The sequence below is a fragment of the Sphingobium sp. Ant17 genome (assembly GCF_000588875.1).
GTDB lineage: Bacteria > Pseudomonadota > Alphaproteobacteria > Sphingomonadales > Sphingomonadaceae > Sphingobium.
The window spans coordinates 26282-45737 of record NZ_JEMV01000003.1; the positions used below are offsets into that span (position 1 = coordinate 26282).

General features: G+C 63.2%; 20 protein-coding genes and 2 pseudogenes. 9 read left to right on the forward strand and 13 right to left on the reverse strand.

Features of this window, described 5'->3' with window-relative positions; translation table 11 throughout:
• The first annotated feature begins 43 nt into the window (after positions 1 to 43).
• Positions 44 to 964 carry a diacylglycerol/lipid kinase family protein gene (locus tag BF95_RS02485; RefSeq protein ID WP_081764011.1) on the forward strand — a complete coding sequence of 307 codons (921 nt, stop codon included), beginning with the start codon at positions 44 to 46 and terminating at the stop codon, positions 962 to 964.
• Here BF95_RS02485 and BF95_RS02490 read toward each other — a convergent pair whose 3' ends face one another.
• A complete protein-coding gene (locus BF95_RS02490; RefSeq protein ID WP_043149264.1) occupies positions 965 to 2122 on the reverse strand; it encodes a GNAT family N-acetyltransferase in 1158 nt (385 codons plus the stop codon).
• 146 nt (positions 2123 to 2268) lie between these two features.
• Between BF95_RS02490 and BF95_RS02495 the strand changes: the two genes are divergently transcribed.
• Positions 2269 to 3336, forward strand: a complete 1068-nt coding sequence (locus tag BF95_RS02495) for a fatty acid desaturase family protein (protein WP_043149136.1) — start codon at positions 2269 to 2271, stop codon at positions 3334 to 3336.
• Between the two features lies 1 nt (position 3337).
• On the opposite strand, the pseudogene lptG reads toward BF95_RS02495, so the two are convergent.
• Together lptG and lptF are read right to left on the reverse strand one after the other, a co-directional pair.
• Positions 3338 to 4437 (reverse strand): annotated as a pseudogene (gene lptG / locus BF95_RS26050) (LPS export ABC transporter permease LptG).
• Between the two features lie 4 nt (positions 4438 to 4441).
• Entirely contained in the window at positions 4442 to 5659 is a 1218-nt protein-coding gene (gene lptF, locus BF95_RS02505) for an LPS export ABC transporter permease LptF (protein WP_043149139.1), read from the reverse strand.
• A 129-nt stretch (positions 5660 to 5788) separates the two neighbouring features.
• Between lptF and BF95_RS02510 the strand changes: the two genes are divergently transcribed.
• A complete protein-coding gene (locus BF95_RS02510) occupies positions 5789 to 6283 on the forward strand; it encodes a DUF2141 domain-containing protein (protein ID WP_043149140.1) in 495 nt (164 codons plus the stop codon).
• Between the two features lie 10 nt (positions 6284 to 6293).
• A complete protein-coding gene (locus BF95_RS02515; protein ID WP_043149141.1) occupies positions 6294 to 7262 on the forward strand; it encodes a diacylglycerol/lipid kinase family protein in 969 nt (322 codons plus the stop codon).
• A gap of 56 nt (positions 7263 to 7318) precedes the next feature.
• On the opposite strand, the gene xth is transcribed toward BF95_RS02515, so the two are convergent.
• The 6 genes and pseudogenes from xth to BF95_RS02545 form a co-directional block, all read right to left on the reverse strand.
• The gene (gene xth / locus BF95_RS02520; RefSeq protein WP_043149142.1) at positions 7319 to 8095 is read right to left on the reverse strand and encodes an exodeoxyribonuclease III; all 777 of its coding nucleotides are present in this window, start codon (positions 8093 to 8095) and stop codon (positions 7319 to 7321) included.
• Positions 8096 to 8145: 50 nt separating this feature from the next.
• Entirely contained in the window at positions 8146 to 8472 is a 327-nt protein-coding gene (gene erpA / locus BF95_RS02525) for an iron-sulfur cluster insertion protein ErpA (protein ID WP_043149143.1), read from the reverse strand.
• Positions 8473 to 8550: 78 nt separating this feature from the next.
• Positions 8551 to 9279 (reverse strand): M23 family metallopeptidase, encoded by a 729-nt coding sequence (locus tag BF95_RS02530; protein WP_081764012.1) that lies wholly within the window; start codon positions 9277 to 9279, stop codon positions 8551 to 8553.
• 106 nt (positions 9280 to 9385) lie between these two features.
• A complete protein-coding gene (locus BF95_RS02535; protein WP_043149145.1) occupies positions 9386 to 10195 on the reverse strand; it encodes a ferritin-like domain-containing protein in 810 nt (269 codons plus the stop codon).
• A pseudogene (gene bcp / locus BF95_RS02540) lies at positions 10192 to 10652 on the reverse strand (thioredoxin-dependent thiol peroxidase). The gene BF95_RS02535 and the pseudogene bcp overlap by 4 nt, the downstream one beginning before the upstream one ends.
• Complete coding sequence (locus BF95_RS02545) at positions 10652 to 13339, reverse strand: bifunctional [glutamine synthetase] adenylyltransferase/[glutamine synthetase]-adenylyl-L-tyrosine phosphorylase (RefSeq protein WP_043149147.1); 2688 nt, start codon at positions 13337 to 13339, stop codon at positions 10652 to 10654. The pseudogene bcp and the gene BF95_RS02545 overlap by 1 nt, the downstream one beginning before the upstream one ends.
• A gap of 93 nt (positions 13340 to 13432) precedes the next feature.
• Here BF95_RS02545 and BF95_RS02550 point away from each other — a divergent pair, with 93 nt between their 5' ends.
• Both BF95_RS02550 and BF95_RS02555 read left to right on the forward strand, forming a co-directional pair.
• On the forward strand, positions 13433 to 13618 hold the full coding sequence (locus tag BF95_RS02550; protein ID WP_327195396.1) for a hypothetical protein: 186 nt from the start codon (positions 13433 to 13435) through the stop codon (positions 13616 to 13618).
• 88 nt (positions 13619 to 13706) lie between these two features.
• The gene (locus BF95_RS02555) at positions 13707 to 14033 is read left to right on the forward strand and encodes a hypothetical protein (RefSeq protein WP_043149151.1); all 327 of its coding nucleotides are present in this window, start codon (positions 13707 to 13709) and stop codon (positions 14031 to 14033) included.
• 3 nt (positions 14034 to 14036) lie between these two features.
• Here the strand turns inward: BF95_RS02555 and ypfJ are convergent, their stop codons facing one another.
• Positions 14037 to 14909 carry a KPN_02809 family neutral zinc metallopeptidase gene (gene ypfJ, locus BF95_RS02560; RefSeq protein WP_043149153.1) on the reverse strand — a complete coding sequence of 291 codons (873 nt, stop codon included), beginning with the start codon at positions 14907 to 14909 and terminating at the stop codon, positions 14037 to 14039.
• Between the two features lie 146 nt (positions 14910 to 15055).
• Between ypfJ and BF95_RS02565 the strand changes: the two genes are divergently transcribed.
• Both BF95_RS02565 and BF95_RS02570 read left to right on the forward strand, forming a co-directional pair.
• Entirely contained in the window at positions 15056 to 16246 is a 1191-nt protein-coding gene (locus tag BF95_RS02565) for a DUF3734 domain-containing protein (protein ID WP_043149154.1), read from the forward strand.
• Positions 16243 to 17034 carry a 3-hydroxybutyrate dehydrogenase gene (locus tag BF95_RS02570; RefSeq protein WP_043149157.1) on the forward strand — a complete coding sequence of 264 codons (792 nt, stop codon included), beginning with the start codon at positions 16243 to 16245 and terminating at the stop codon, positions 17032 to 17034. Before BF95_RS02565 ends, BF95_RS02570 begins: the two co-directional genes overlap by 4 nt.
• Before the next feature lie 18 nt (positions 17035 to 17052).
• Here BF95_RS02570 and BF95_RS02575 read toward each other — a convergent pair whose 3' ends face one another.
• The 3 genes from BF95_RS02575 to BF95_RS02580 are packed head-to-tail and all read right to left on the reverse strand — an operon-like array spanning position 17053 to position 17736.
• Positions 17053 to 17334 carry a hypothetical protein gene (locus BF95_RS02575; protein WP_043149159.1) on the reverse strand — a complete coding sequence of 94 codons (282 nt, stop codon included), beginning with the start codon at positions 17332 to 17334 and terminating at the stop codon, positions 17053 to 17055.
• Positions 17335 to 17336: 2 nt separating this feature from the next.
• Positions 17337 to 17465, reverse strand: a complete 129-nt coding sequence (locus BF95_RS30270) for a hypothetical protein (RefSeq protein ID WP_268747136.1) — start codon at positions 17463 to 17465, stop codon at positions 17337 to 17339.
• A gap of 28 nt (positions 17466 to 17493) precedes the next feature.
• A complete protein-coding gene (locus BF95_RS02580) occupies positions 17494 to 17736 on the reverse strand; it encodes a hypothetical protein (protein WP_037475022.1) in 243 nt (80 codons plus the stop codon).
• A 240-nt stretch (positions 17737 to 17976) separates the two neighbouring features.
• Between BF95_RS02580 and BF95_RS02585 the strand changes: the two genes are divergently transcribed.
• The gene (locus tag BF95_RS02585) at positions 17977 to 19332 is read left to right on the forward strand and encodes an amidohydrolase (RefSeq protein ID WP_043149161.1); all 1356 of its coding nucleotides are present in this window, start codon (positions 17977 to 17979) and stop codon (positions 19330 to 19332) included.
• The last annotated feature ends 124 nt before the right edge of the window (positions 19333 to 19456 follow it).

Consider the following 19456-nt stretch of genomic DNA (forward strand, 5'->3'; position numbering starts at 1 on the left):
GTTTCCACCGGACCCAAATACCCTCTTACCGTGTTGTTGTGCCATGGAAATGACAGCGCCCGCCCGCCCCCTTCTGCGCCCCCTCCCTCGCGAGGCGGCGCTGGTCGTCAATGCGCATAGCCGCAGGGGCCAAGACCTTTTCGCAGAAGCGAAGCAAAAGCTGGAAGACGCAGGCGTTCGATTGGTCGCCGCCCACGCGGTCGAGGATCCGACCCAGATGGATGCCACGGTCCGCCAAGCCGTTGCCGACGGCGCGCCGATGGTGATCGTAGGTGGTGGCGATGGGTCGATGTCAGGCACAGTCGACGAATTGGTGGGCAAGGATTGCGTCTTTGCCGTGCTGCCGCTCGGCACCGCGAATAGCTTTGCCCGCACGTTAGGCCTGCCGCTCGATCTGGACGGCGCAGTGCAAGTGATTGCCCATGGCCGCCGACGACGGGTCGATCTGGGCATGATCGACCGGGATTATTTCGTCAATGCGGCGTCGCTGGGTCTGTCGCCCATGATTGGCAAGACGGTTCCGCATAAACTCAAACGCTATCTTGGCCGCATCGGCTATCTGATCTGGGCCATCAAATGCTCGGTCGGCTTCCGCGCCTTTCGCCTGGTCATCGACGATGGGAAGAAGGAGCATCGGCTCTGGTCCACCGAAGTGCGCATTCTTAATGGCCCCTTTCATGGCGGCGTCGAACTGTCCGATCATGCCGATGTCGATACCGGCGAGATCGTGATCCAGGCGGTCGTCGGCCGCAGCCATGCCCGGCTCGCCTGGGACTGGTATGCCAAATTCTTCAAACTGCGCGATCGCGATTCGCACACGCAGGAATATCACGGCAAATCGTTCAAGATCACGACCCGTCCTAGCCAGCGTATATCGATCGATGGTGAAGTGCTGGCCCGCACGCCCTTCACGGCCCGCGTCGCGGCGGGCGCGATCGAGGTCGCGGTGCCGGCCGAGGATTGATCAGAGCGGTTTTTCGTAAATCTGATAGACTTTGTTGACCGTGCTGTTGATCGCCTCCGCAATCGCGTTCATCCCCTGATTATCGTCCAGCACCCAGCCGATCTCGCCCCGCGTCGATCCATAATGCGCCACGGCGTCCAGCCGGATATGTTCGATCATCATGAAAGCCAATTGGCTGGCAATGCGTGAGGCCTGCAACCGCTGCACCACGCCCATCAGCGGCACGCGCATGGTGCGGACCTTGGGCTTGCGCAGCCACCACAGCAGTCGCGCCCAGCCAAAGGGAAGGAGTGATCCGTTGAGCGGCCCCAGCGCTTCGTTGAGGTCTGGTAGTGTGATCATGAAAGCCACCGGCTCGCCATCCAGTTCAGCGATCATGATCAGATCTTCGAACACGATGGGCTTCAGCTTCTTGCCAATATGGGCGATCTCCGCATCGGTGATCGGCACGAACCCCCAATTCTTGCCCCAAGCCTCGTTCAAGATGCCAAGGATGATCGCGGCTTCGGCGTCGAATTTCGATTTATCGACCTTGCGGATACTGATGCGCGGATTTTTATGCCCCGATGCGACAATCCGCTGGATGAGCGGCGGGAATTGATGGGTGATATCCAGTTCATAGCACAGCAGCTGCTTGGCCGGGACATATCCTGTGCTTTCGATCATCGCCTGATAGGCCCGGCTGTTATGCCCCATCATGACCGTTGGGGGATGATCATGCCCCTGGATCAGCAGCCCCGGCTCCTCCCATATGGACAGCGAAATCGGCCCCAGCACGCGGGTCATGCCCTTGCCGCGTAACCAGTCTTCCGCCGCCGCGATCAGCGCCGCGCCGACGTCGGTATCAGTCGCTTCGAACAGGCCGAAATTGCCGGTTCCCGGCCCCATGCCTTGCTCGGCCGGTTGGGCCAGCGCCAGACGATCGAAATGCGCCGAAATGCGGCCGACCACGCTGTTGCCGCGGCGCGCCAGGAAATATTGCGCCTCGGCATGGTCGAAAAAGGGATTCTCGCCCGGCGTCAGCAACGCTTTCACTTCCGCCTTGAGCGGGGGCACCCAATGGGGATCGTCGGCATAGAGGGACCAAGGCAGGTCGATAAAAGCCTTGAGATCGGCCTTGCCGGAGACAGGAGTGATGACCAGATCGGATTGCGCCACGGTTGCCGCCTTGATGATGAGAATGGGACGCAGTTCGCCCCTTGTTTGCGCAATGTCAATCACGGGCGCGGGATGGCGGCGTATCAGAACGGCGATGTCATGGTGCTGCCACGATATCAGCGCATTTGGAGTGTAGGACGGCAAGTATGACAGTGCATGATCCCATATTGGCCGCCGCTCAGCGCGCGCGGGCAGCCATTCCCGACGATACCGCCATGTTGCGGGCTGCAGCGGAACTGACGCGCGACTATTCGGTCGCCAATCCGCGCATTTACTGGCCCGATATGCTGGGTTCGGCGGTGATCGGCTGGGTCGCTATGGTGGGCGCAATCGTGACGGAGAATGTGGCGATTGCCGTCGCCTGTGGCGTTGTCGCGATGCTGGCGCTTTATCGAGCGGCCAGCTTCATTCATGAGCTTACCCATATCCGCAAGGGCGCGCTGCCGGGCTTTCGCTTCGGTTGGAACCTGATCGTCGGCATTCCGCTGATGATCCCGTCCTTCCTCTATGAAGGCGTGCATACCCAGCATCATGCCCGCACCCGGTACGGCACGGCGGAAGACCCCGAATATCTGCCGCTGGCGCTGATGAAACCCTGGTCGCTGCCGCTGTTCATTCTGGTTGCTTCGCTTGCGCCTGTCGGCCTGATCCTGCGTTTCGGGCTTCTGACGCCGCTCAGCCTCATCCTGCCGCCCTTGCGTCGCAAGGTCGTGGCGGAACTGTCGGCCCTATCGATCAATCCCGCCTATCGCCGCCGCGCGCCGGAGGGCGCATTTGCGCGCATGTGGGCGTGGCAGGAGGCGGGTGCCTGCCTGTTCGCGCTGGCGCTGGTGGGTAGCGTGTTCCTCTTCGGCTGGAAGCCGTTGCTCGTCTATATGGCGATCCATTCGGCGATGACCGTGATCAACCAGTTGCGCACCTTGGTCGCGCATCTGTGGGAGAATGAAGGCGATCCGATGACGGTGACCGCTCAATATCTCGATTCGGTCAACGTGCCGCCGCCCGGTGCCTTGCCCGAGCTGTGGGCACCCGTGGGCCTGCGCTATCACGCGCTCCACCATCTGTTGCCGAGCGTCCCCTATCATGCGCTGGGTCAGGCGCATGCCCGGCTGATCGCGACGCTGGACGCAGGGTCGCCCTATCATCGCGGCAATTATCCGGGGATGGTCCCGCTGGTGGGCAAGATCGCCCGCAGCACGATGGGCGCGCGTTAGGCTATTCCTCGGTCCTGAACAGCACCGTTTCACCGAGCAGCAGGAACAGCAAGAAGGGTGCCCAGGCGGCGAGGAAGGGTGGATAGCACCCAGGCTGCCCATCGCCAGCGAGAAATTGTCGGCGACGAAATAGGCAAAACCCAGCGCCATCCCGATGACAGCGCGCACGAATAATTGCCCCGACCGGGCCAGGCCAAAGGCCGCCACCGAGCCGAGAATTGGCATGAGCAGGGCGGAAAGCGGCCCCGACAATTTGTGCCACAGGCTCGCCTCCAGCTCCGCCGTCGGCCGCCCGGCATCATGCAGGTCGGAAATCGCCGCCTTGAGCTGCGCAAAGGTGAGCGCATTGGGGTCGACCTTGGCCAGGGTGAACTGGTCGGGTCGGATGTCCCGGCCAAAGCGCACGGTGCCGACGTTGCGCACCGTGCCACGTGCCACATCAAACTGACGGGCGTCCTCCAGCAACCAACTGCTGCTTGCTGCGTCATAACGGCCGCGCGGAGCTTCCACGATCGTCGTCAAACTATTGTTTATGCGATTATAGATCCGGACCTGGCGCAGTTGGACCTCTGTACCGCGCCCTGCCACGATGGCTGCGTTGACAAGATTGTTGCCGTCACGAACCCAGGGATTGCTTTTGACCCCGCTGTCGGGCGGGATCGGTCCGTAATCCACCGCTTCCCAGGCACTAAGCGATGCAGTCGATCGCGCCACCACCCGTTCGTTGAAGACATAGCTGATCAGCGAGACGCCCAAGGCCGCGGCGATCAACGGCGCCAATATCTGATGCGCGGACAGCCCCGCCGCCTTCATCGAGATGATTTCGCTATTCTGGTTGAGCGTGGCCAGCATCACCAGCGTACCCAACAACACCGAGAAGGGCAGAAAGCGCGCGATGATCTGCGGCGTTCGCAGGCCGACATAATGCCACAGTTGCGCATTGCCATTGCCGGGATAGGCCAGCACGTCGCTCGAATTGCCGAGCAGGTCTAGCGACTGGAGCACCACCACCAGAAGCGCGAGCACGGCAAGGGTCCGTGTCAGGAACAGGCGCGCCATGTACAGGGTGATCGGCGTCGACGGGAAGAAATTAAATTGCATGGCCTCAGGCCGCTCCTTCCACAGTCTCGGCAGAGCGCCGCTTGCGGCCCAGCCGCAACAGTCGCGTTACCTGCTTGCCCAATTTGGCAAAGGCGAATTCCAGCGCGCCGATCGGTTGCCCGCCGGGCCGATGGGCGACCACATGATACATCCAGAAGATGAGGCCCGACACCAGCAGGAACGGTCCCCAAAGCGCAATGATCGGGTCGATCTTGCCGAGCGCACCGATGCCTTCGCCATATTCGTTGATCTTATGATAGGTCACGATGAAGACGATCGAAAGGAAGACGCCAAGGGCCGATGTCGATCGTTTGGGCGGAATGGCGAAAGCCAGGGCCGCGAGCGGCAGCAGCAACATCATTGCCACCTCGACCATGCGGAAATGGAAATTGGCGCGCACTTCATCACGTAGCTTGTCGGGCGTCGCCCCGCTTCGGCCGATCACCACCAGTTCGGGGATGGTCTTTTCCCGATCCACGTCGCGGCCCCGGAAATTTTCGATCTGGGGCAGATCGATCGGCAAATCATGGCTGGAAAAGGACAGAATGCGTGGCGTCTTATATTTGGGCGCGTCATTCACCAGCACGCCGTTGCGCAAGCGGAAGATGATCACATCGGGATCGTCGGTGGCCAGGAACATGCCCTGCGCCGCCGTTACCGCCACCGATTGCCCGTCGCGACTGGTTGCCCGGACGAAAATGCCCTGGAGATTGCGCCCCTCGTCCAGGCTGCGTTCGATCCGCATCGTCATCCGCTTGCCGAGATTCGTAAACTCGCCAACCTTGATCGACGCGCCCAGCGCACCCGACCGCAATTCGAACCGCAGCGCCTCATAGGCGTGGCGCGACAGGGGCTGGACCCAGCCGACAATGCCGAAATTGAGCAGCGCGAGCGCGATCGCATACATATAGGGTACGCGCAGCAAGCGACCATAGGACAGACCGACGCCGCGCATCACGTCCAGCTCGGACGACATGGCCAGTTTGCGAAACGCCAATAATATGCCCAGCATCAGCCCGATCGGGATGCCGAGCGAGAGATATTCCGGCAGCATATTGGCGAGCATGCGCCACACGACACTGACCGGCCCCCCTTCCGCCGCGACGAAATCGAACAGGCTGAGCATCTTGTCGAGGACAAGCAGCATCGCGGCGATCACGAGCGTACCCAGCATGGGCACCGCGATCAGGCGGGCGAGATAACGGTCGGTGGCGGTCAGCATTCTCTAAGTCGTCGTCCCATCACCATGATTTGGCCGCAAACCCCACCCATATCGAGCGGAGTAGAGTTGCGGGGCGAACAGGGGCTCGCCGTCCGGTCCATGCCGGTGGCTATAGCTTCCAGGAGTCTGATGGTCATGATAAAAGTTGCAATGGGTCTAATGTCGGGAGCAGCGCTGGTCGTTGCGGTGCCGGCATTCGCCCATGGCCAGGAAATTGCCAATGATCTGGACCGGTGCGCGGCAAGCGCCAGCGGGCCTGCAGTGTTGGTCGACGTGCGTGGTTTTACCGCTGCGACGGGCAAGGTCCGCATCCAATCCTATCCCGGCACCAAAGCGGCCTGGCTGAACAAGGGCCAATGGCTGCACCGTATCGACACGGCGGTGCGCCCCGCCAATGGTGCGATGCGCTTCTGCCTGCCGGTGCCGCAGCCGGGCAAATATGGCATTGCCGTGCGGCACGACCGCAACGGCAATGGCAAGACCGACATTTCCAGCGACGGCGGCGGATTTTCCAACAATCCTTCGATCAACATCTTCAACCTGGGCAAGCCAGGCGTTGAAAAGGCCGCTTTCTATGCCGGACCCGGCGTGACGAAAATCACGATCACCCTCAAATATATGTGACCCCAAAGCCATGGTTTGCGTCGCCCTCCTGTCCAATCCGAAATCCACGGGCAACCGGCAGTCGCTTCCGCGTGTGCGCAGCTATTGCGCGAGCAACCCCGACATCTTCCACTATGAGGTGGAACATGTCGAACAGATCGGCAGGGCGTTCCAGACGATCGCCCGCGTCGATCCGGTCGTGATCGTCATCAATGGCGGCGACGGGACGGTGCAGGCGTCGCTGACCGAACTCTATCAGGGCGCGCATTTCAAGGGCCGAGTGCCACCGATCGCGGTGCTGCCCAATGGCAAGACCAACCTCATCGCGCTGGACCTTGGCATCCATGGCGACCCGATCAAGGCGCTGGAGCGGATCGTGGCGATCGCCAAGGCCGGGGTCACCGACCATGTCGTCGCGCGCGAACTCATCGCTTTGTCGGATGGTCATGCGGACAGTCGCCCGGTGCTGGGCATGTTCCTGGGCGGCGCGGGGCTGGCTGATTATATGCTCTATTGCCGGAACCAGATTTATCCGCTCGGCCTTTCCAATGGCCTGAGCCACTTCATCACCGCGATGGCGGTGCTGGTGTCGCTCTTGTTCGGCATCAGCGCGCGTTTTCTGCCGCCATCGAGCAAGCCGGTCAGCATCTCGCTGATCCGCGATGGCCAGTTGGTCGGGCGCTATGCCGTGCTGATCGTGACCACGCTCGAACGGCTATTGCTGGGCGTACAACCGGGCGACAGTCGGCGCGGCAACATGAAACTGATGGCCGTGGACCAGAACCTGCCAGCGCTGCTGCGGCTGATGTGGGCCAGCATCTTCAAGCGCGTGGGCAAGAGCCAGATGCAGGGCATCCACCTGGAACAGGGCGACACCATCCGCATCGAGGGCAATCATAGCAGCGTCATCCTGGACGGCGAATTGTTCGAAGCGTCCGAGGGCAAGCCGATCGTGCTGCGTTCGACCCAGCCGGTGCCGTTTTTGCGGTTGGCGGCTTAGGACTCTGTTCCCCCTCCCGCAAGCGGGAGGGGAATAGGAAAACAGACCTGCGCGTTTCAGGCCTCGCGTAACTCCACCCAGGTTGGGGCGTGGTCGCTGGCTTTTTCCCGGCCGCGAAAGTCTCGATCTACCTGCGCGTCGATCAGGCGGTCGGCGGCGGCGGGACTGAGCAGGAGATGGTCGATGCGGAAGCCTGCGTCGCGTGGCCAGCTGTTCATCTGATAATCCCAGAAGGTCCATACGCCGCCCGCAGGGTGGCGGCTGCGCAGCGCGTCGGTCCAGCCATCGGCCAGCATGCGGCGATAGGCGGCGCGGCTTTCGGGCTGCATCAGCGCGTCGCTGGCCATCGCCTTGACGGAATAGGTGTCATCGTCGCGGGGGATGACATTGTAGTCGCCTGCGAGGATCGCGGGCACTTCTTCCGCCCAGATTTCGGCCGCGCGGGTGCGCAAGCGCTGCATCCAGCGAAGTTTATAGTCGAATTTGGGACCGGGCTGCGGATTGCCGTTGGGAAGGTAAATGCTAGCGACGCGCACACCCTTCACATCGGCTTCCAAATAGCGGCTATGCTCATCCTCCGGCTCACCGTCGAGGCCGCGCCGGACCTCAACCGGGGTTTCGCCGCGCGCAAGGATGGCGACGCCGTTAAAGCCCTTTTGCCCGTGCCAGATCACGCCATAGCCGGCATCCTCGATATCCTTGACCGGGAAGGTCTCGTCCGAGGTCTTGATCTCCTGCAGGCAGGCGATGTCGGGCCGTGTTTCGTCCAGCCATTCCAGCAGGCGCGGCAGACGCGCCTTGATGCCGTTGATGTTGAAGGTGGCGATACGCATGGACGATTCTCCTCGTCCCCGTCCCTAATGACTGGAACGGCGCTTGGCTATCAGACCGAGAAGCTGGTGCCGCAGCCGCAACCGGCGGTCGCGTTGGGATTGGTCACCTTGAAGGCCGCGCCGCCCAAGTCCGAGACGAAATCCACCGCGGATCCGCGCACTAGGTCAAGGCTGACATCGTCGACCACCAGCGTCACGCCGTCGCGCTCCACCGATACATCCTCGGCGTCGATCTGTTCGGCAAGGCCGAAGCGATATTGGAAGCCCGAACAGCCGCCCCCCTCCACGGCCAGCCGCAGGATCGCGGGCTTGCCCTGTTTGGCAGCAATCGCGGCGACGCGCGCAGCGGCAGAAGGCGTGAGATCAATGTCGGTCATGCACTCTAGATAGGCACATGCAAAAGCCCCGGCAACCCATGGGGCACCGGGGCTTTGCGAAAGTCGAAAAAGGAAGGATCAATCCGCTGCTTTTTCCTGCGCCTTGGTCGGGCCACCCATGGCGACCGGGGGCCGGGTGTTGGCGGCGACCAGATAGTCGGGGCCGGCGACGAAGGGGATGGGGTTGATCGCCGCGCCATCGACGCGGACTTCATAGTGAAGATGGCTGCCGGTGGAACGGCCCGTGGAGCCCATCAGGCCGATGACCTGACCACGCTTCACGTAGCTGTTGGCCGCAACGACCAGCTTCGACATATGGCCGTAGCGCGTTTCCATGCCACCACCATGCGAGATCTGGACGAGGTTGCCGTAGCCGCTGGCCCAGCCCGAACGGCTGACGATGCCATCGGCAGTCGCATAAATGGGGGTGCCGACGGGGCCGGGAATGTCGATGCCCTTGTGCATGCGGGCGCGGCCGTTGAACGGATCAGAGCGGGTGCCGTAGTTGGAGGTCAGCGAGAGCTTTTCGACCGGGCGGCCCGATGGGATGTAAGCGGTCGCCTTGGGCGTGCCGTCCATGCGCTGCAGGCTGGAGAAGATGTTCGAGAAGGCGAGATCGACTGGGGCGGGCGTGGTCGCCACCGCTTCGGTCACTTCGCCATAGGGATCGTCATCTTCGGTCGCCTGAGCGGGCATCGCCGCACAGAGCGTTCCGACCATTGCGATGCTGCCAAAAATTTTCGCGGCTTTCGCTGCACTCTGGAACAAATTGGATGCACCAGCATTGATCGATTGAAGAAACAGCATGCCGACCCCGACTATGTCACCGCAGGCTTGATTGCCTGTCGGCGCTTCCCGTGTTTTTCTTGGCGACCTAGATCGCCCCCGCCAGACATAGACTGCAAATTGCCGGTCAGGTTGCAAGCGCGGCGTAGAAATCGCGGGTCAAACCGGCCTGCCGACGCGCCGAGTCGTTGAACGGCGGCTTAACGCTACCCCGAAAATGGCGTTTCACCAGCATTTGGTAATGAATCGGTGGATTTAGGTTCCGTCGGTTCGCCTCTTCAATAAACCAGTTCGTCCCGGCGCGGACGTGGCGAATCTCATCAACGATGATGCGTCGCAGGATTTTGACGGTGGGTTCGTCGCCCGCGTCTTCAAACCGCGTGACCGTCGCGGGCGTGATGTCGAGCGCGCGCGCCTCCAACACCATGGGCACGATGGCGAGCCGAGCGAGCGCATCATCCGCCGTTTCGGTTGCCGCCTGCCACAGCCCGTCATGCGCGGGCAGCGCGCCATAATGGCTGCCCATCTGGCGCAACCGCCGGTCGAGCAAAGCGAAGTGCATCGCTTCATCCGCGCCCACGCGCATCCATTCGTCCGTGAAGGCAGCGGGAAACTGAGCGCCAAAGCGGCCGATCAAGTCGAAAGCCAAGTCGATCGCGACGAATTCGATATGGGCGAGCGCATGGATCATGGCGATCCGCGCGCGTTCCGAGCCGATCTTGCCGCGCCGGGGCATCTGGGCCGGGGGCAGCAATTCAGGCGTCGCCGGGCGCGCTGGCCGATCAGGCATGGGCACATCGAAATCATGGGTCAGATGCCCCAGCCGCCACGCCCGCGCGGTCGCGCGGGCGGCCATGAGCTTGGCGATGGGATCGGCGGTCAGCAGGACATGGGCACAGGCGGCACCCACGCTGGTGACACCGATTGGCAGGCTCAAAGCGCCTGCGCCGCCGCCAGCACCTCCTGCGCGTGCCCCTTGACCTTCACCTTGAGCCATACACGCTGCAGGCGGCCGTCCGCGTCGAACAGGAAGGTGTCGCGCTCGATGCCCATATAGGAGCGGCCATACATGGATTTTTCGACCCAGGTGCCGAAGCTTCGCACAGCTTGCCTTCTTCGTCGGAGGCCAGGATCACCGAGAGGCCATATTTGTCGGCGAATTTGCGCAGCTTGGCGGGCTTGTCTTTCGACACGCCGATCACCGGGACGCCCGCCGCCGCAAATTCGTCGGCGAGCGCGGTGAAATCCTTCGCTTCATTGGTGCAGCCCGGCGTGTCCGCCTTGGGATAGAAATAGACGACCAGCGGCTTGCCTGCATAGCGGGCCAGCGTGAAGTCCACGCCATCGGCATCCTTGATCGTCCCCGTGGGGATGGCGTCGCCCAATTCCAGCATCATTTGTCCTCCGAATAGGGCGCGGCGAGCGCGGCCCAGGCCTGTCCAACGCTTTGCCGCGCATGGGCATAGCTTTCAAGCAGACTGTCCCAATGGTCAGCCCCGCAGGCGCGCGCGACGAGCGGGCGGGTCGCTTCGGCCGGTTCGGTCGATCCGGGCGCGACGAGACGCGAGACGACGAGATAGCGGGTGATGAGGTCATGCGCGGCGATGAGATCGGCGGGCAGATGCCCGGCAGCGACAAGGTCCGCCAGCGCCTTGCCCAGATCCGGGTCGAACGCCGCGCCATGACGGAATTGCGAGACGTGGATCAGAAATTCGAGATCGACGAGGCCGCCGGGCACCAGCTTGACGTCGAGGTCGCTGGCGGGCGGCTTGTGGGTCGCGATGTCCCGCCGCATCTGTACCGCCTGCCGCGCCAATTCCTCGAAGTCGCGGGGTCGGTGCAATGTTTCGGCGAGGATGGCGTTCAGCGCGGTGCGGGCTTCGGGCGATCCGAACACCGGCCGGGCGCGGGTGAGCGCCAGATGCTCCCAGGTCCAGGCAGCTTCGCGCTCATATTTGGCGAAGCTGTCGAAGCTGACCGCCAGCAACCCCTGCGCACCGGATGGCCGCAGCCGGGTATCGACTTCATAAAGCGGGCCGGAGGCGGTATGGACCGACAGCGCGTTGGTGACGCGCTGGGCGAGGCGATTGAAATAGAGCGTCGCGCCGAGCGGCCGGGCACCATCGGACTCGGTCTGAAAGTCGCCGGTGAAGAGATAGATGAGATCAAGGTCGGAGGCGTGGGTCAGCAGGCCGCCGCCCATGCGGCCCAGTGCCAATATGACCAGTTCGCCGCCCGGCACCCGGCCATGGGCGGATTCGAACTCGGTGATGGTGGCATTGGCCAATGTCTCGATCGCAGCCGCGGCCACGCGACCATAGCCGCGCGCCGCTTCGAGCGGATCGCCACCACGGATGATCTGCACCCCAAGCGCAAAGCGGCGATCGCCCACCCGCTGGCGCACGCGGTCGAGCAGCGCCTGATAATCTTCGCCCGGCTCTAGCGCGCCAAGCTGGGCGGTCAGCCCTTCAATCGAGGACGGCGGATCGAAGGCGGTGGCGTCGATCAGCCCGTCGATCAGTTCGACCCGGCGGGCCAGCGCGTCTGCCAGCGTCGGCGCATGGCTCAATATCTCGGCGAGCAGTTCCACCAGCGCGGGCCGGGCGGCGAGCAGCTTGAAGAAATTGATGGCGCTCGGCAGTCGAGCGATCATGTCGTCGAGACGGTTGAGCGCACGGGCGGTGTCGGGGGCCTTGGCGATGGCGCGCATCAGGCCGGGCAACAGGGCTTCCAGCGCTTCACGCGAAGGACCGCTGCGCAGCGCGCGGATTGTGCCGCCGCGCCAGCGGGCAATGCGGGTAAGCGGCGTGTCGGCATCGACAAAGCCCATGGCGAGCAGTTGGTCCTTCAGCCGGTCTTCATCATGGGAGAGCGATGTATCATCGGTCTGCGGGGTCAGCCGGTCGTAATTGCGGCCGACCCATTCGACATGCGGTGTCAGCAGGGCGAGCAGCGCGGGGCCATCGGCAAGGCCGTGCAACTGTGCGACATTGTCGAGCGCGGCATCCGATTGGTGCAGTTCGTGGGTCTGGAGGTCTTCGACCATCTGCAGCCGATGTTCGATGGTGCGCAGCAGGACATAAGCGGCATCAAGCCGTGCGGCGACGTCGGGTTCGATCACGCCTGCGCCCGCCAGTGCGCGGAGCGCCTCGCGCGTATTGCCCGACCGCAGCGCGGGGTTGCGCCCGCCATGAATCAACTGATGCACCTGGGCGAAAAATTCGACCTCGCGGATGCCGCCACGTCCGCGCTTCAAGTCATAGCCGGGGCCAAAGGCCTGCCCCTGCGCATAATGGTCGCGGATGCGGCGGCTGATGTCGACGATGGCGTCGATCGCGCCGAAGTCGAGGCTGCGCCGCCACACGAAGGGGCGGATCTGGCGCAGGAAATAGTCGCCCAGTTCCATGTCGCCCGCCGCGGCACGCGCACGGATGAAAGCCGCCTGTTCCCAGCCGACCGCCATCGATTCATAATAGCCGATCGCCGCCTCCACCGGCAGCGCGATCGGCGTTGCTTCAGGCGATGGGCGCAGCCGCAGATCGACGCGAAAGACATAGCCGTCGCCATCGGGCGCGCTCAGCAATTCGGTCATCCGCCGCGCGATCCGTACGGCGGCGTCGGCCACATCCTCGCGATCGCGATGCGGCAGGGTCGCCGGATCGTAGAGCAGGATCGGGTCGATATCGGAGGAATAATTGAGTTCGCGGCTGCCATGTTTGCCGAGCGCCAGCACGGCGAAGCCGCGATGGGCCATGTCGGGATAGCGTTCCTGCATGGCGGCGGCCAGCGCCTCTTCCAAAGCCCTGTCCGCGAAGTCGGACAGGGTGCAGGTGACCCGATCCAGATCCCACGCGCCTGCCAGGTCGGCCGCTGCAACGGTCAGGGCAATGGCATTGCGCCGCCGCCGCAGCGATCGGGCCACCCCATCATCGGGGCTGCCTGCCGCGTGGGCCATGGCCAGCGCCGCGTCGAAATCGCCGGTCGCCAAACAGTCCGCCAAATCAGGCAGGCGATCCAGCACCCGCACCAAAAAGGGCGAATGTCCCCGTATCCGTGCCTGTATCTGCGGCCAGTCCGTCACGCACTCTCTCCCGTCTTTGCGCGGGCTATCGCGTGACCATGCGACGAATGCCAGCAACTTTTTGGCCGGACGACCGTTCAGACAGTTATGGAAATGCAGCGCAAATATGCTTGCCGATCGGCAACGGGCGGAGACGGCGACAAAGGCCGGATCGTGACCGTGGCGCTGCCCGCCCCTTATGAGGGGATCGGCAATGCCTTGCGCAAGACGTATAGCCCGCCGCGCGAGAGCCTGCCCGACGATATGATGGCGCTGCTTCAGAAGCTTGACCATCATTGAAGCGGCCCGCTGACGGGTTGAGCAGCATTTTCTTTACCCCTTATCCCTAATAGCAGAAGCTATTATCGTCGGGATTCGGGACGGCTCCATGCTCTATCGCAACTTTGCCATCGCCACCGTATTGGGCGCGCCTTTGCTGGTCATGATCGTGGAAGCGGTGGTGCCCAGGCCGCAGCCTACTGCGGAGACCAGTGCCGTGGCGTCGGCGGACCCAGCGCCAGCTACGCCGATCCCGCCATCGCGTCCCATCATCATGCCCCAAGCGCCACCCGTCGCGGCGACGCCCAATTACGGCCAGCCGCTTCCGGGCGCCGGTCAGCCGTTGATCGTGCCCAGTGGAAATATGCCCACCGCACCCAGCGGGCCGATCTTTTCGGCCGGTTCCGCGCCGCCCGGATCGCCGAACGCGGAGTAAGCGTCAGATCGCACCGGCGAACGTGTCGCACTGCGCCGGATCGCCAGTCGACAACCCCTTACGCAGCCACGCCTGGCGCTGCGCGCCGCTGCCATGGGTGAAACTTTCGGGCACGGGGCGACGCCCGGCCGCCTTTTGCAGCGTATCATCGCCGATCGCTTCGGCTGCGCGCATGCCCTCTTCCAGATCGCCCGCTTCCATCAAATTGGTATCGCGCGCGGCCCAGACGCCGGCATAGCAGTCGGCCTGCAACTCCATCTTGACCTGTAGCGCATTGCCCTCCGCCTCGCTGGCCCGGCGTTGCGCGGTACGGACCTTGTCGGCCGTGCCGGTGATGGTCTGAATGTGATGGCCGACCTCATGCGCGATGATATAGCCGATCGGGAAGTCTCCCGGCGCGCTGAAGCGGCTCTCCATTTCGTTGAAGAAGTCGGTGTCGATATAGATGCGCTGGTCGGCTGGGCAGTAAAATGGCCCCATCGCCGATTGCGCCGCGCCGCAGCCTGACTGGCCATTCTGGGTATAGAAGACCAAGGTCGGCGGCGGATATTGCTGCCCCTCTTCCTGGAAGATGTCGGCCCAGCGGCGTTCGGTCGATCCCAGCACCTTGAGCGAGGTGCGCTGAATGTCCGTCAATTCGGTCGTCGCGGGGCGCTCCGTCTGCACCGACTGGCCACCGCCGCCGCCGCCGATCAGGCTGAGCGGGTTCATGCCCATCACCACCATGATGACCAAAACCACGGCAATGCCGCCACAGCCAAAGCGGCTGCCAATCAACGGCAGCAGCATGCCCAGGCCACCGCCAAGGCCGCCGCCCCCGCCCCGGCCGTCCTGCACTTCGAAATTGCCGCTTTCCTGTTCGTCGTCGAGCCGCATGATGCCCTCCCTCTATTCATCGCGGCCTACGCGATTCCCTGACGGCTGGAAACCATCGCAAGGGTCATGCGGTTGCAAGGCAGAGAATAATTTAGCGGCCACTATGCGTTGGATTGCGAACGCCAAACCCTATATTGCAGTGCGACATGGCTGACAGTGATCCCCCCATCCACCCCAAGCCGCTGCGCCGTGCGCGCACGCCGCTGCCCCTTCCCCGCGAAGTCGCGCTCTTGCTGCAGGGCGGCGGTGCGCTGGGTTCCTTCCAGTCCGGCGTCTATGAGCGACTCGACGAACTGGGTGTCGACGTCACCTGGGTCGCGGGGATTTCGATCGGCGCGATCAACGCGGCCATCATCGCGGGCAACGAGCCACATCGGCGGATCAGCCGCCTCAAGAAATTCTGGTACACAGTGTCGGGCGGCATGCCGAACATCATCCTGCCCGAGATCGACCAGATCCGCGAAGCCATGCATTTAATGGCCGCGAGCACCGTTGCCAGTTTCGGTGTGCCGGGCATGTTCCGCCCCCGCCTATGGCCCGCGACGATGATGCCCGAAGGCACGACAGGGGCGATCAGCTTCTATGACAGCGCGCCGCTTAAGGACACGCTGGACGCCTGCGTCAATTGGGATCTGCTCAATGACGGTCCGGTGCGGCTGTCGGTCGGCGCGGTCGATGTCGAGACCGGCAATTTTGCCTATTGGGATACGCGCGGCCCCGGCGGCAATACGCGAATCGATGCGCGGCACATCATGGCGTCGGGGGCGCTGCCGCCCGGCCTGCCGCCGATCGAAATCGACGGGCGCTGGTATTGGGACGGGGGCATCGTGTCGAACACGCCGCTTGCCCATGTGCTCAACCACCAGACCGACGACATGCTGGTGTTCCAGGTCGATCTCTTCCCGGCCGAAGGGCCGATGCCGCGCCAGATGACCGATGTCTATTCGCGGGCCAAGGACATTCAATTTTCCAGCCGTACCCGCCAGGTCACCGATCAATATCTGCGGCTGCGGCGCGAGCATGGCGCGATCAAGGCGTTGCTCGACAAGCTGCCGCCCGAACTTCAGGACAAGCCGGAAGCGCAGACGCTGCGCGACATCCTCGATGTCGGGTCGGTCAACATCGTCCACCTCATCTACCGCACCCGCGACTGGGAAAGCGGGGCGAAAGACTTTGAATTTTCCCGCTCCACCATGCTCGACCATTGGGCGCAGGGTCGCGATGCCGTGGAAGAAGTGATGCACAAGGGCGACCTGATCGCGCGCAACATCCTGAACGGCAAGAGTTCGACCTTCGATCTCGACGCCCCCGATCATCTCAAGGAGAAAAAGGCATGAGCAAGTCGCTGTCAGGCAAGACCGCCCTTATTACCGGTTCCACGTCGGGCATTGGCCTGGCCTATGCCAAGGTACTGGCGGGCGAAGGCGCGAATGTCGTGATCAACGGCTTTGGCGATGCCGATGCGATCGAGAAAGAGCGGCTGGGGCTGGAAGCGCTGAGCGGTGCCAAGGCGCAATATAGCGGTCATGACCTGACCAAGCCCGACGAGATCGAGGCGATGATGGCGCAGGCGGCTGAGGCCTTTGGCGGGGTCGATATCCTGATCAACAATGCGGGCACCCAGCATGTCGCGCCGGTCGAGGATTTTCCGGTCGACAAGTGGAACCTGATCATCGCGCTCAACCTGACCAGCGCCTTCCACACGACGCGGCTGGCCGTGCCCTATATGAAGTCGAAGAAATGGGGGCGCATCATCCAGACGGCGTCGGCCCATTCGCTGGCCGCTTCGCCGTTCAAGAGCGCTTATGTCACCGCCAAGCATGGTTTGGCTGGCTTCACCAAAACGGTGGCGCTGGAAGTCGCGACATTCGGTATCACCGCCAACTGCATTTCGCCGGGCTATGTCTGGACGCCGCTGGTGGAAAACCAGATCCCCGACACGATGAAGGCGCGGGGCTTGACGCGCGAGCAGGTCATCAACGACGTGCTGCTGGCGGGCCAACCGACCAAGGAATTCGTGACCGTGGATCAGGTCGCGGCCATGGCGCTGTTCCTGTGCAGCGACGCCGCAGCCAGCATCACCGGCGCCAATATGAGCATCGATGGCGGGTGGACGGCGCAATAAAGCGCCGTCGCCAGTCCATCAGGCCGCTGTGGGTTCCAGCAGGCGCAGCACCGATTGCAGGCCATCTTCGCTGGCAGTTGCCAGGGGGAGTGGCCGGTCGGACAGACCGTCATGCTCGCTGTTGAGGAACAGGATCGCGGCAGAAGCGCCTAGCGCTTCGATCGCGAGGCGGGTGACGCGGCCCTGGCGTTCCGCCGCATCGGGCGCGAGGCGCACGGCGTTGCGGGGGGTGAAGCGCCGTCCCGGCGCGGTGCGGGCGGGCGTTGGCGATGCGGCCTGCGCAGGCAGTTCGGTCGTCACGATCAGTTCTTCAACGTCACGATGCCGACTGGCCCCGCCTTTGTGGACGGATTGGACGCGTTGCCCTTGGGCGGCTTTTCCGCCTTGGGCTTGCGCACTTCCTTGTTCGATTTCTTCTGGCTCTTGGCCATCGTCCATTCCTTCGATTAGGGGAAAAGGTCAGCCGGCCGCGCGGGCGGCGGCTTCATCTTCGGCCTGAAATTCTGCGACGATCGCTTCGTCTTCGCTCGCGACCGTGCGGGTCGCGCGGCGACGTTCTGCATTGGCGGCGAGCGTGGCTTCCTTGCCCCAGGCGTCAGCGGCGGCAAGCGCGATCCGGCGGGTGTTGGGCAGGGTTTCGGACTGCGAACGGGCGATGTGGAGCGACTGCTGGGTGAGGCAGAATGCCGATGTCTGGGCCATGGATCAGGCTCCTAATGCGAGGAATGGGACGTCGGAGGCGGCAGGGCCAAAAATCTGGGCCAAAAAGGGGCAGTGCCGCAGGGAGGACGATCATCGGGCCGCGTCTTGCGACGTATCGTTCCTTTCACATGTGAAATAGTCTCTTATGGGCAAGGTTACAAGGGCGGCGTTGGAAACAGCCCCTTTTTAACCGGCGCGAAATAGGCTTATGCTCCCCCGATCCAAGGGAGACATATCAGTATGCGCCACGCGCTTATGGCCATCATGGCCGCCGTCAGTTTTTCGTCCATCGCCACGGCCCAAACGGCGGATGCCCCCGCCGCCGCGGCGGCACCTGCGCAAAGCGAGATCGGCGCGGCGATCGCCAAGGATATGGATGGGCTGATGGCGCTGTATCGCGACCTGCATGCCAACCCCGAACTGTCGGAGAAGGAAGTCAACACCGCCGCCAAGCTCGCCAAGCGGTTGAAGGCGATGAAATATGACGTGACCGAGAAGGTCGGCGGCACGGGCGTCGTGGCGGTGATGAAGAACGGGTCGGGGCCAGTGCTGCTGATCCGTGCCGATATGGACGGCCTGCCGGTGGTGGAGCAGACGGGGCTGGAGTTTGCGTCCAAGGTTCGCACCAAGACGCCGGAAGGCGTGGAAACGGGCGTGATGCACGCCTGCGGCCATGACACGCATATGACCGCCTTCATCCAGACCGCCAAGCTGCTGGCCGCGCGCAAGGATGAGTGGAAGGGGACGCTGGTCATGATCCTGCAGCCCGCCGAGGAAGTCGGGCGCGGGGCGCGGCTGATGCTGGAGGACGGGCTTTATACCCGCTTCCCCCGGCCGACCCATGCCATCGCCTTCCATGACGCCGCCAATTTGGAGGCGGGCAAGATCGGCTATACGCCGGGCTTTGCGCTGGCCAATGTCGACAGCGTGGACATCCTTGTAAAGGGCGTCGGCGGCCATGGTGCTTATCCGCAGACGACGAAAGATCCGATCGTGCTGGGATCGCGGATCGTGGGATCGCTCCAGACTTTGGTGAGCCGCGAGCAGGAGCCGCAGGATCCCGCCGTAGTGACGGTGGGCAGTTTCCAGGCCGGGGCCAAGCATAATATCATCCCCGACGAAGCCAAGCTGCTGCTGACCATCCGCAGCTATTCGGACGAGACGCGCGAAAAGCTGATCAAGGGCATCGAACGGATCGCGCGGGGCGAGGCGATCGCGGCGGGCATCCCGGACAACCGGATGCCGGTGGTGAGCGTGAAGGATGAGTTCACCCCGTCGACGTTCAACCCGCCCGAATTTGCCGAGCAGATGGCGGGCGTGCTGAAAGCCCATTTTGCCGACGATCGGGTGGTCAAGACTCCGGCGGTGATGGGGGGCGAGGATTTCGGTCGCTTCTATCGCGCGGACAAGAGCATCAACAGCTTCATCTTCTGGGTGGGCGGCGTGCCCGCCGACAAGATGGCGGCGGCCGCCGCAGGACAGGCCACGCTGCCGTCGCTGCACAGTCCCTTCTGGGCACCACAGGCCGACAAGGTGATCGCGTCGGCGAGCGAGGCGATGACGGTGCTGGCGCTGGATATATTAAAGGAGAAATAGGGAAGCGGCGGCTTAACTTCGCACATTTCCCGCTGAATCGCTTATTTCCTAACAATGGTTCGTAATAATATTACGTCGCAGACTGTTCCGAATGGGCATCCTTGTAGCAGGAAACAAGCCTGTA

What these genes read in the sequence shown, in the direction of transcription:
- BF95_RS02530 (WP_081764012.1), bottom strand. Translation starts at nt 9,279, where the DNA reads ATGCTGTTTCTTCAATCGATCAATGCTGGTGCATCCAATTTGTTCCAG.
- BF95_RS02580 (WP_037475022.1), bottom strand. Translation starts at nt 17,736, where the DNA reads ATGGCCCAGACATCGGCATTCTGCCTCACCCAGCAGTCGCTCCACATC.
- BF95_RS02510 (WP_043149140.1), top strand. Translation starts at nt 5,789, where the DNA reads ATGGTCATGATAAAAGTTGCAATGGGTCTAATGTCGGGAGCAGCGCTG.
- BF95_RS02485 (WP_081764011.1), top strand. Translation starts at nt 44, where the DNA reads ATGGAAATGACAGCGCCCGCCCGCCCCCTTCTGCGCCCCCTCCCTCGC.
- ypfJ (WP_043149153.1), bottom strand. Translation starts at nt 14,909, where the DNA reads ATGCGGCTCGACGACGAACAGGAAAGCGGCAATTTCGAAGTGCAGGAC.
- BF95_RS30270 (WP_268747136.1), bottom strand. Translation starts at nt 17,465, where the DNA reads ATGGCCAAGAGCCAGAAGAAATCGAACAAGGAAGTGCGCAAGCCCAAG.
- BF95_RS02565 (WP_043149154.1), top strand. Translation starts at nt 15,056, where the DNA reads ATGGCTGACAGTGATCCCCCCATCCACCCCAAGCCGCTGCGCCGTGCG.
- BF95_RS02585 (WP_043149161.1), top strand. Translation starts at nt 17,977, where the DNA reads ATGCGCCACGCGCTTATGGCCATCATGGCCGCCGTCAGTTTTTCGTCC.
- BF95_RS02495 (WP_043149136.1), top strand. Translation starts at nt 2,269, where the DNA reads ATGACAGTGCATGATCCCATATTGGCCGCCGCTCAGCGCGCGCGGGCA.
- BF95_RS02550 (WP_327195396.1), top strand. Translation starts at nt 13,433, where the DNA reads ATGCAGCGCAAATATGCTTGCCGATCGGCAACGGGCGGAGACGGCGAC.
- erpA (WP_043149143.1), bottom strand. Translation starts at nt 8,472, where the DNA reads ATGACCGACATTGATCTCACGCCTTCTGCCGCTGCGCGCGTCGCCGCG.
- BF95_RS02555 (WP_043149151.1), top strand. Translation starts at nt 13,707, where the DNA reads ATGCTCTATCGCAACTTTGCCATCGCCACCGTATTGGGCGCGCCTTTG.
- BF95_RS02515 (WP_043149141.1), top strand. Translation starts at nt 6,294, where the DNA reads ATGGTTTGCGTCGCCCTCCTGTCCAATCCGAAATCCACGGGCAACCGG.
- lptF (WP_043149139.1), bottom strand. Translation starts at nt 5,659, where the DNA reads ATGCTGACCGCCACCGACCGTTATCTCGCCCGCCTGATCGCGGTGCCC.
- xth (WP_043149142.1), bottom strand. Translation starts at nt 8,095, where the DNA reads ATGCGTATCGCCACCTTCAACATCAACGGCATCAAGGCGCGTCTGCCG.
- BF95_RS02570 (WP_043149157.1), top strand. Translation starts at nt 16,243, where the DNA reads ATGAGCAAGTCGCTGTCAGGCAAGACCGCCCTTATTACCGGTTCCACG.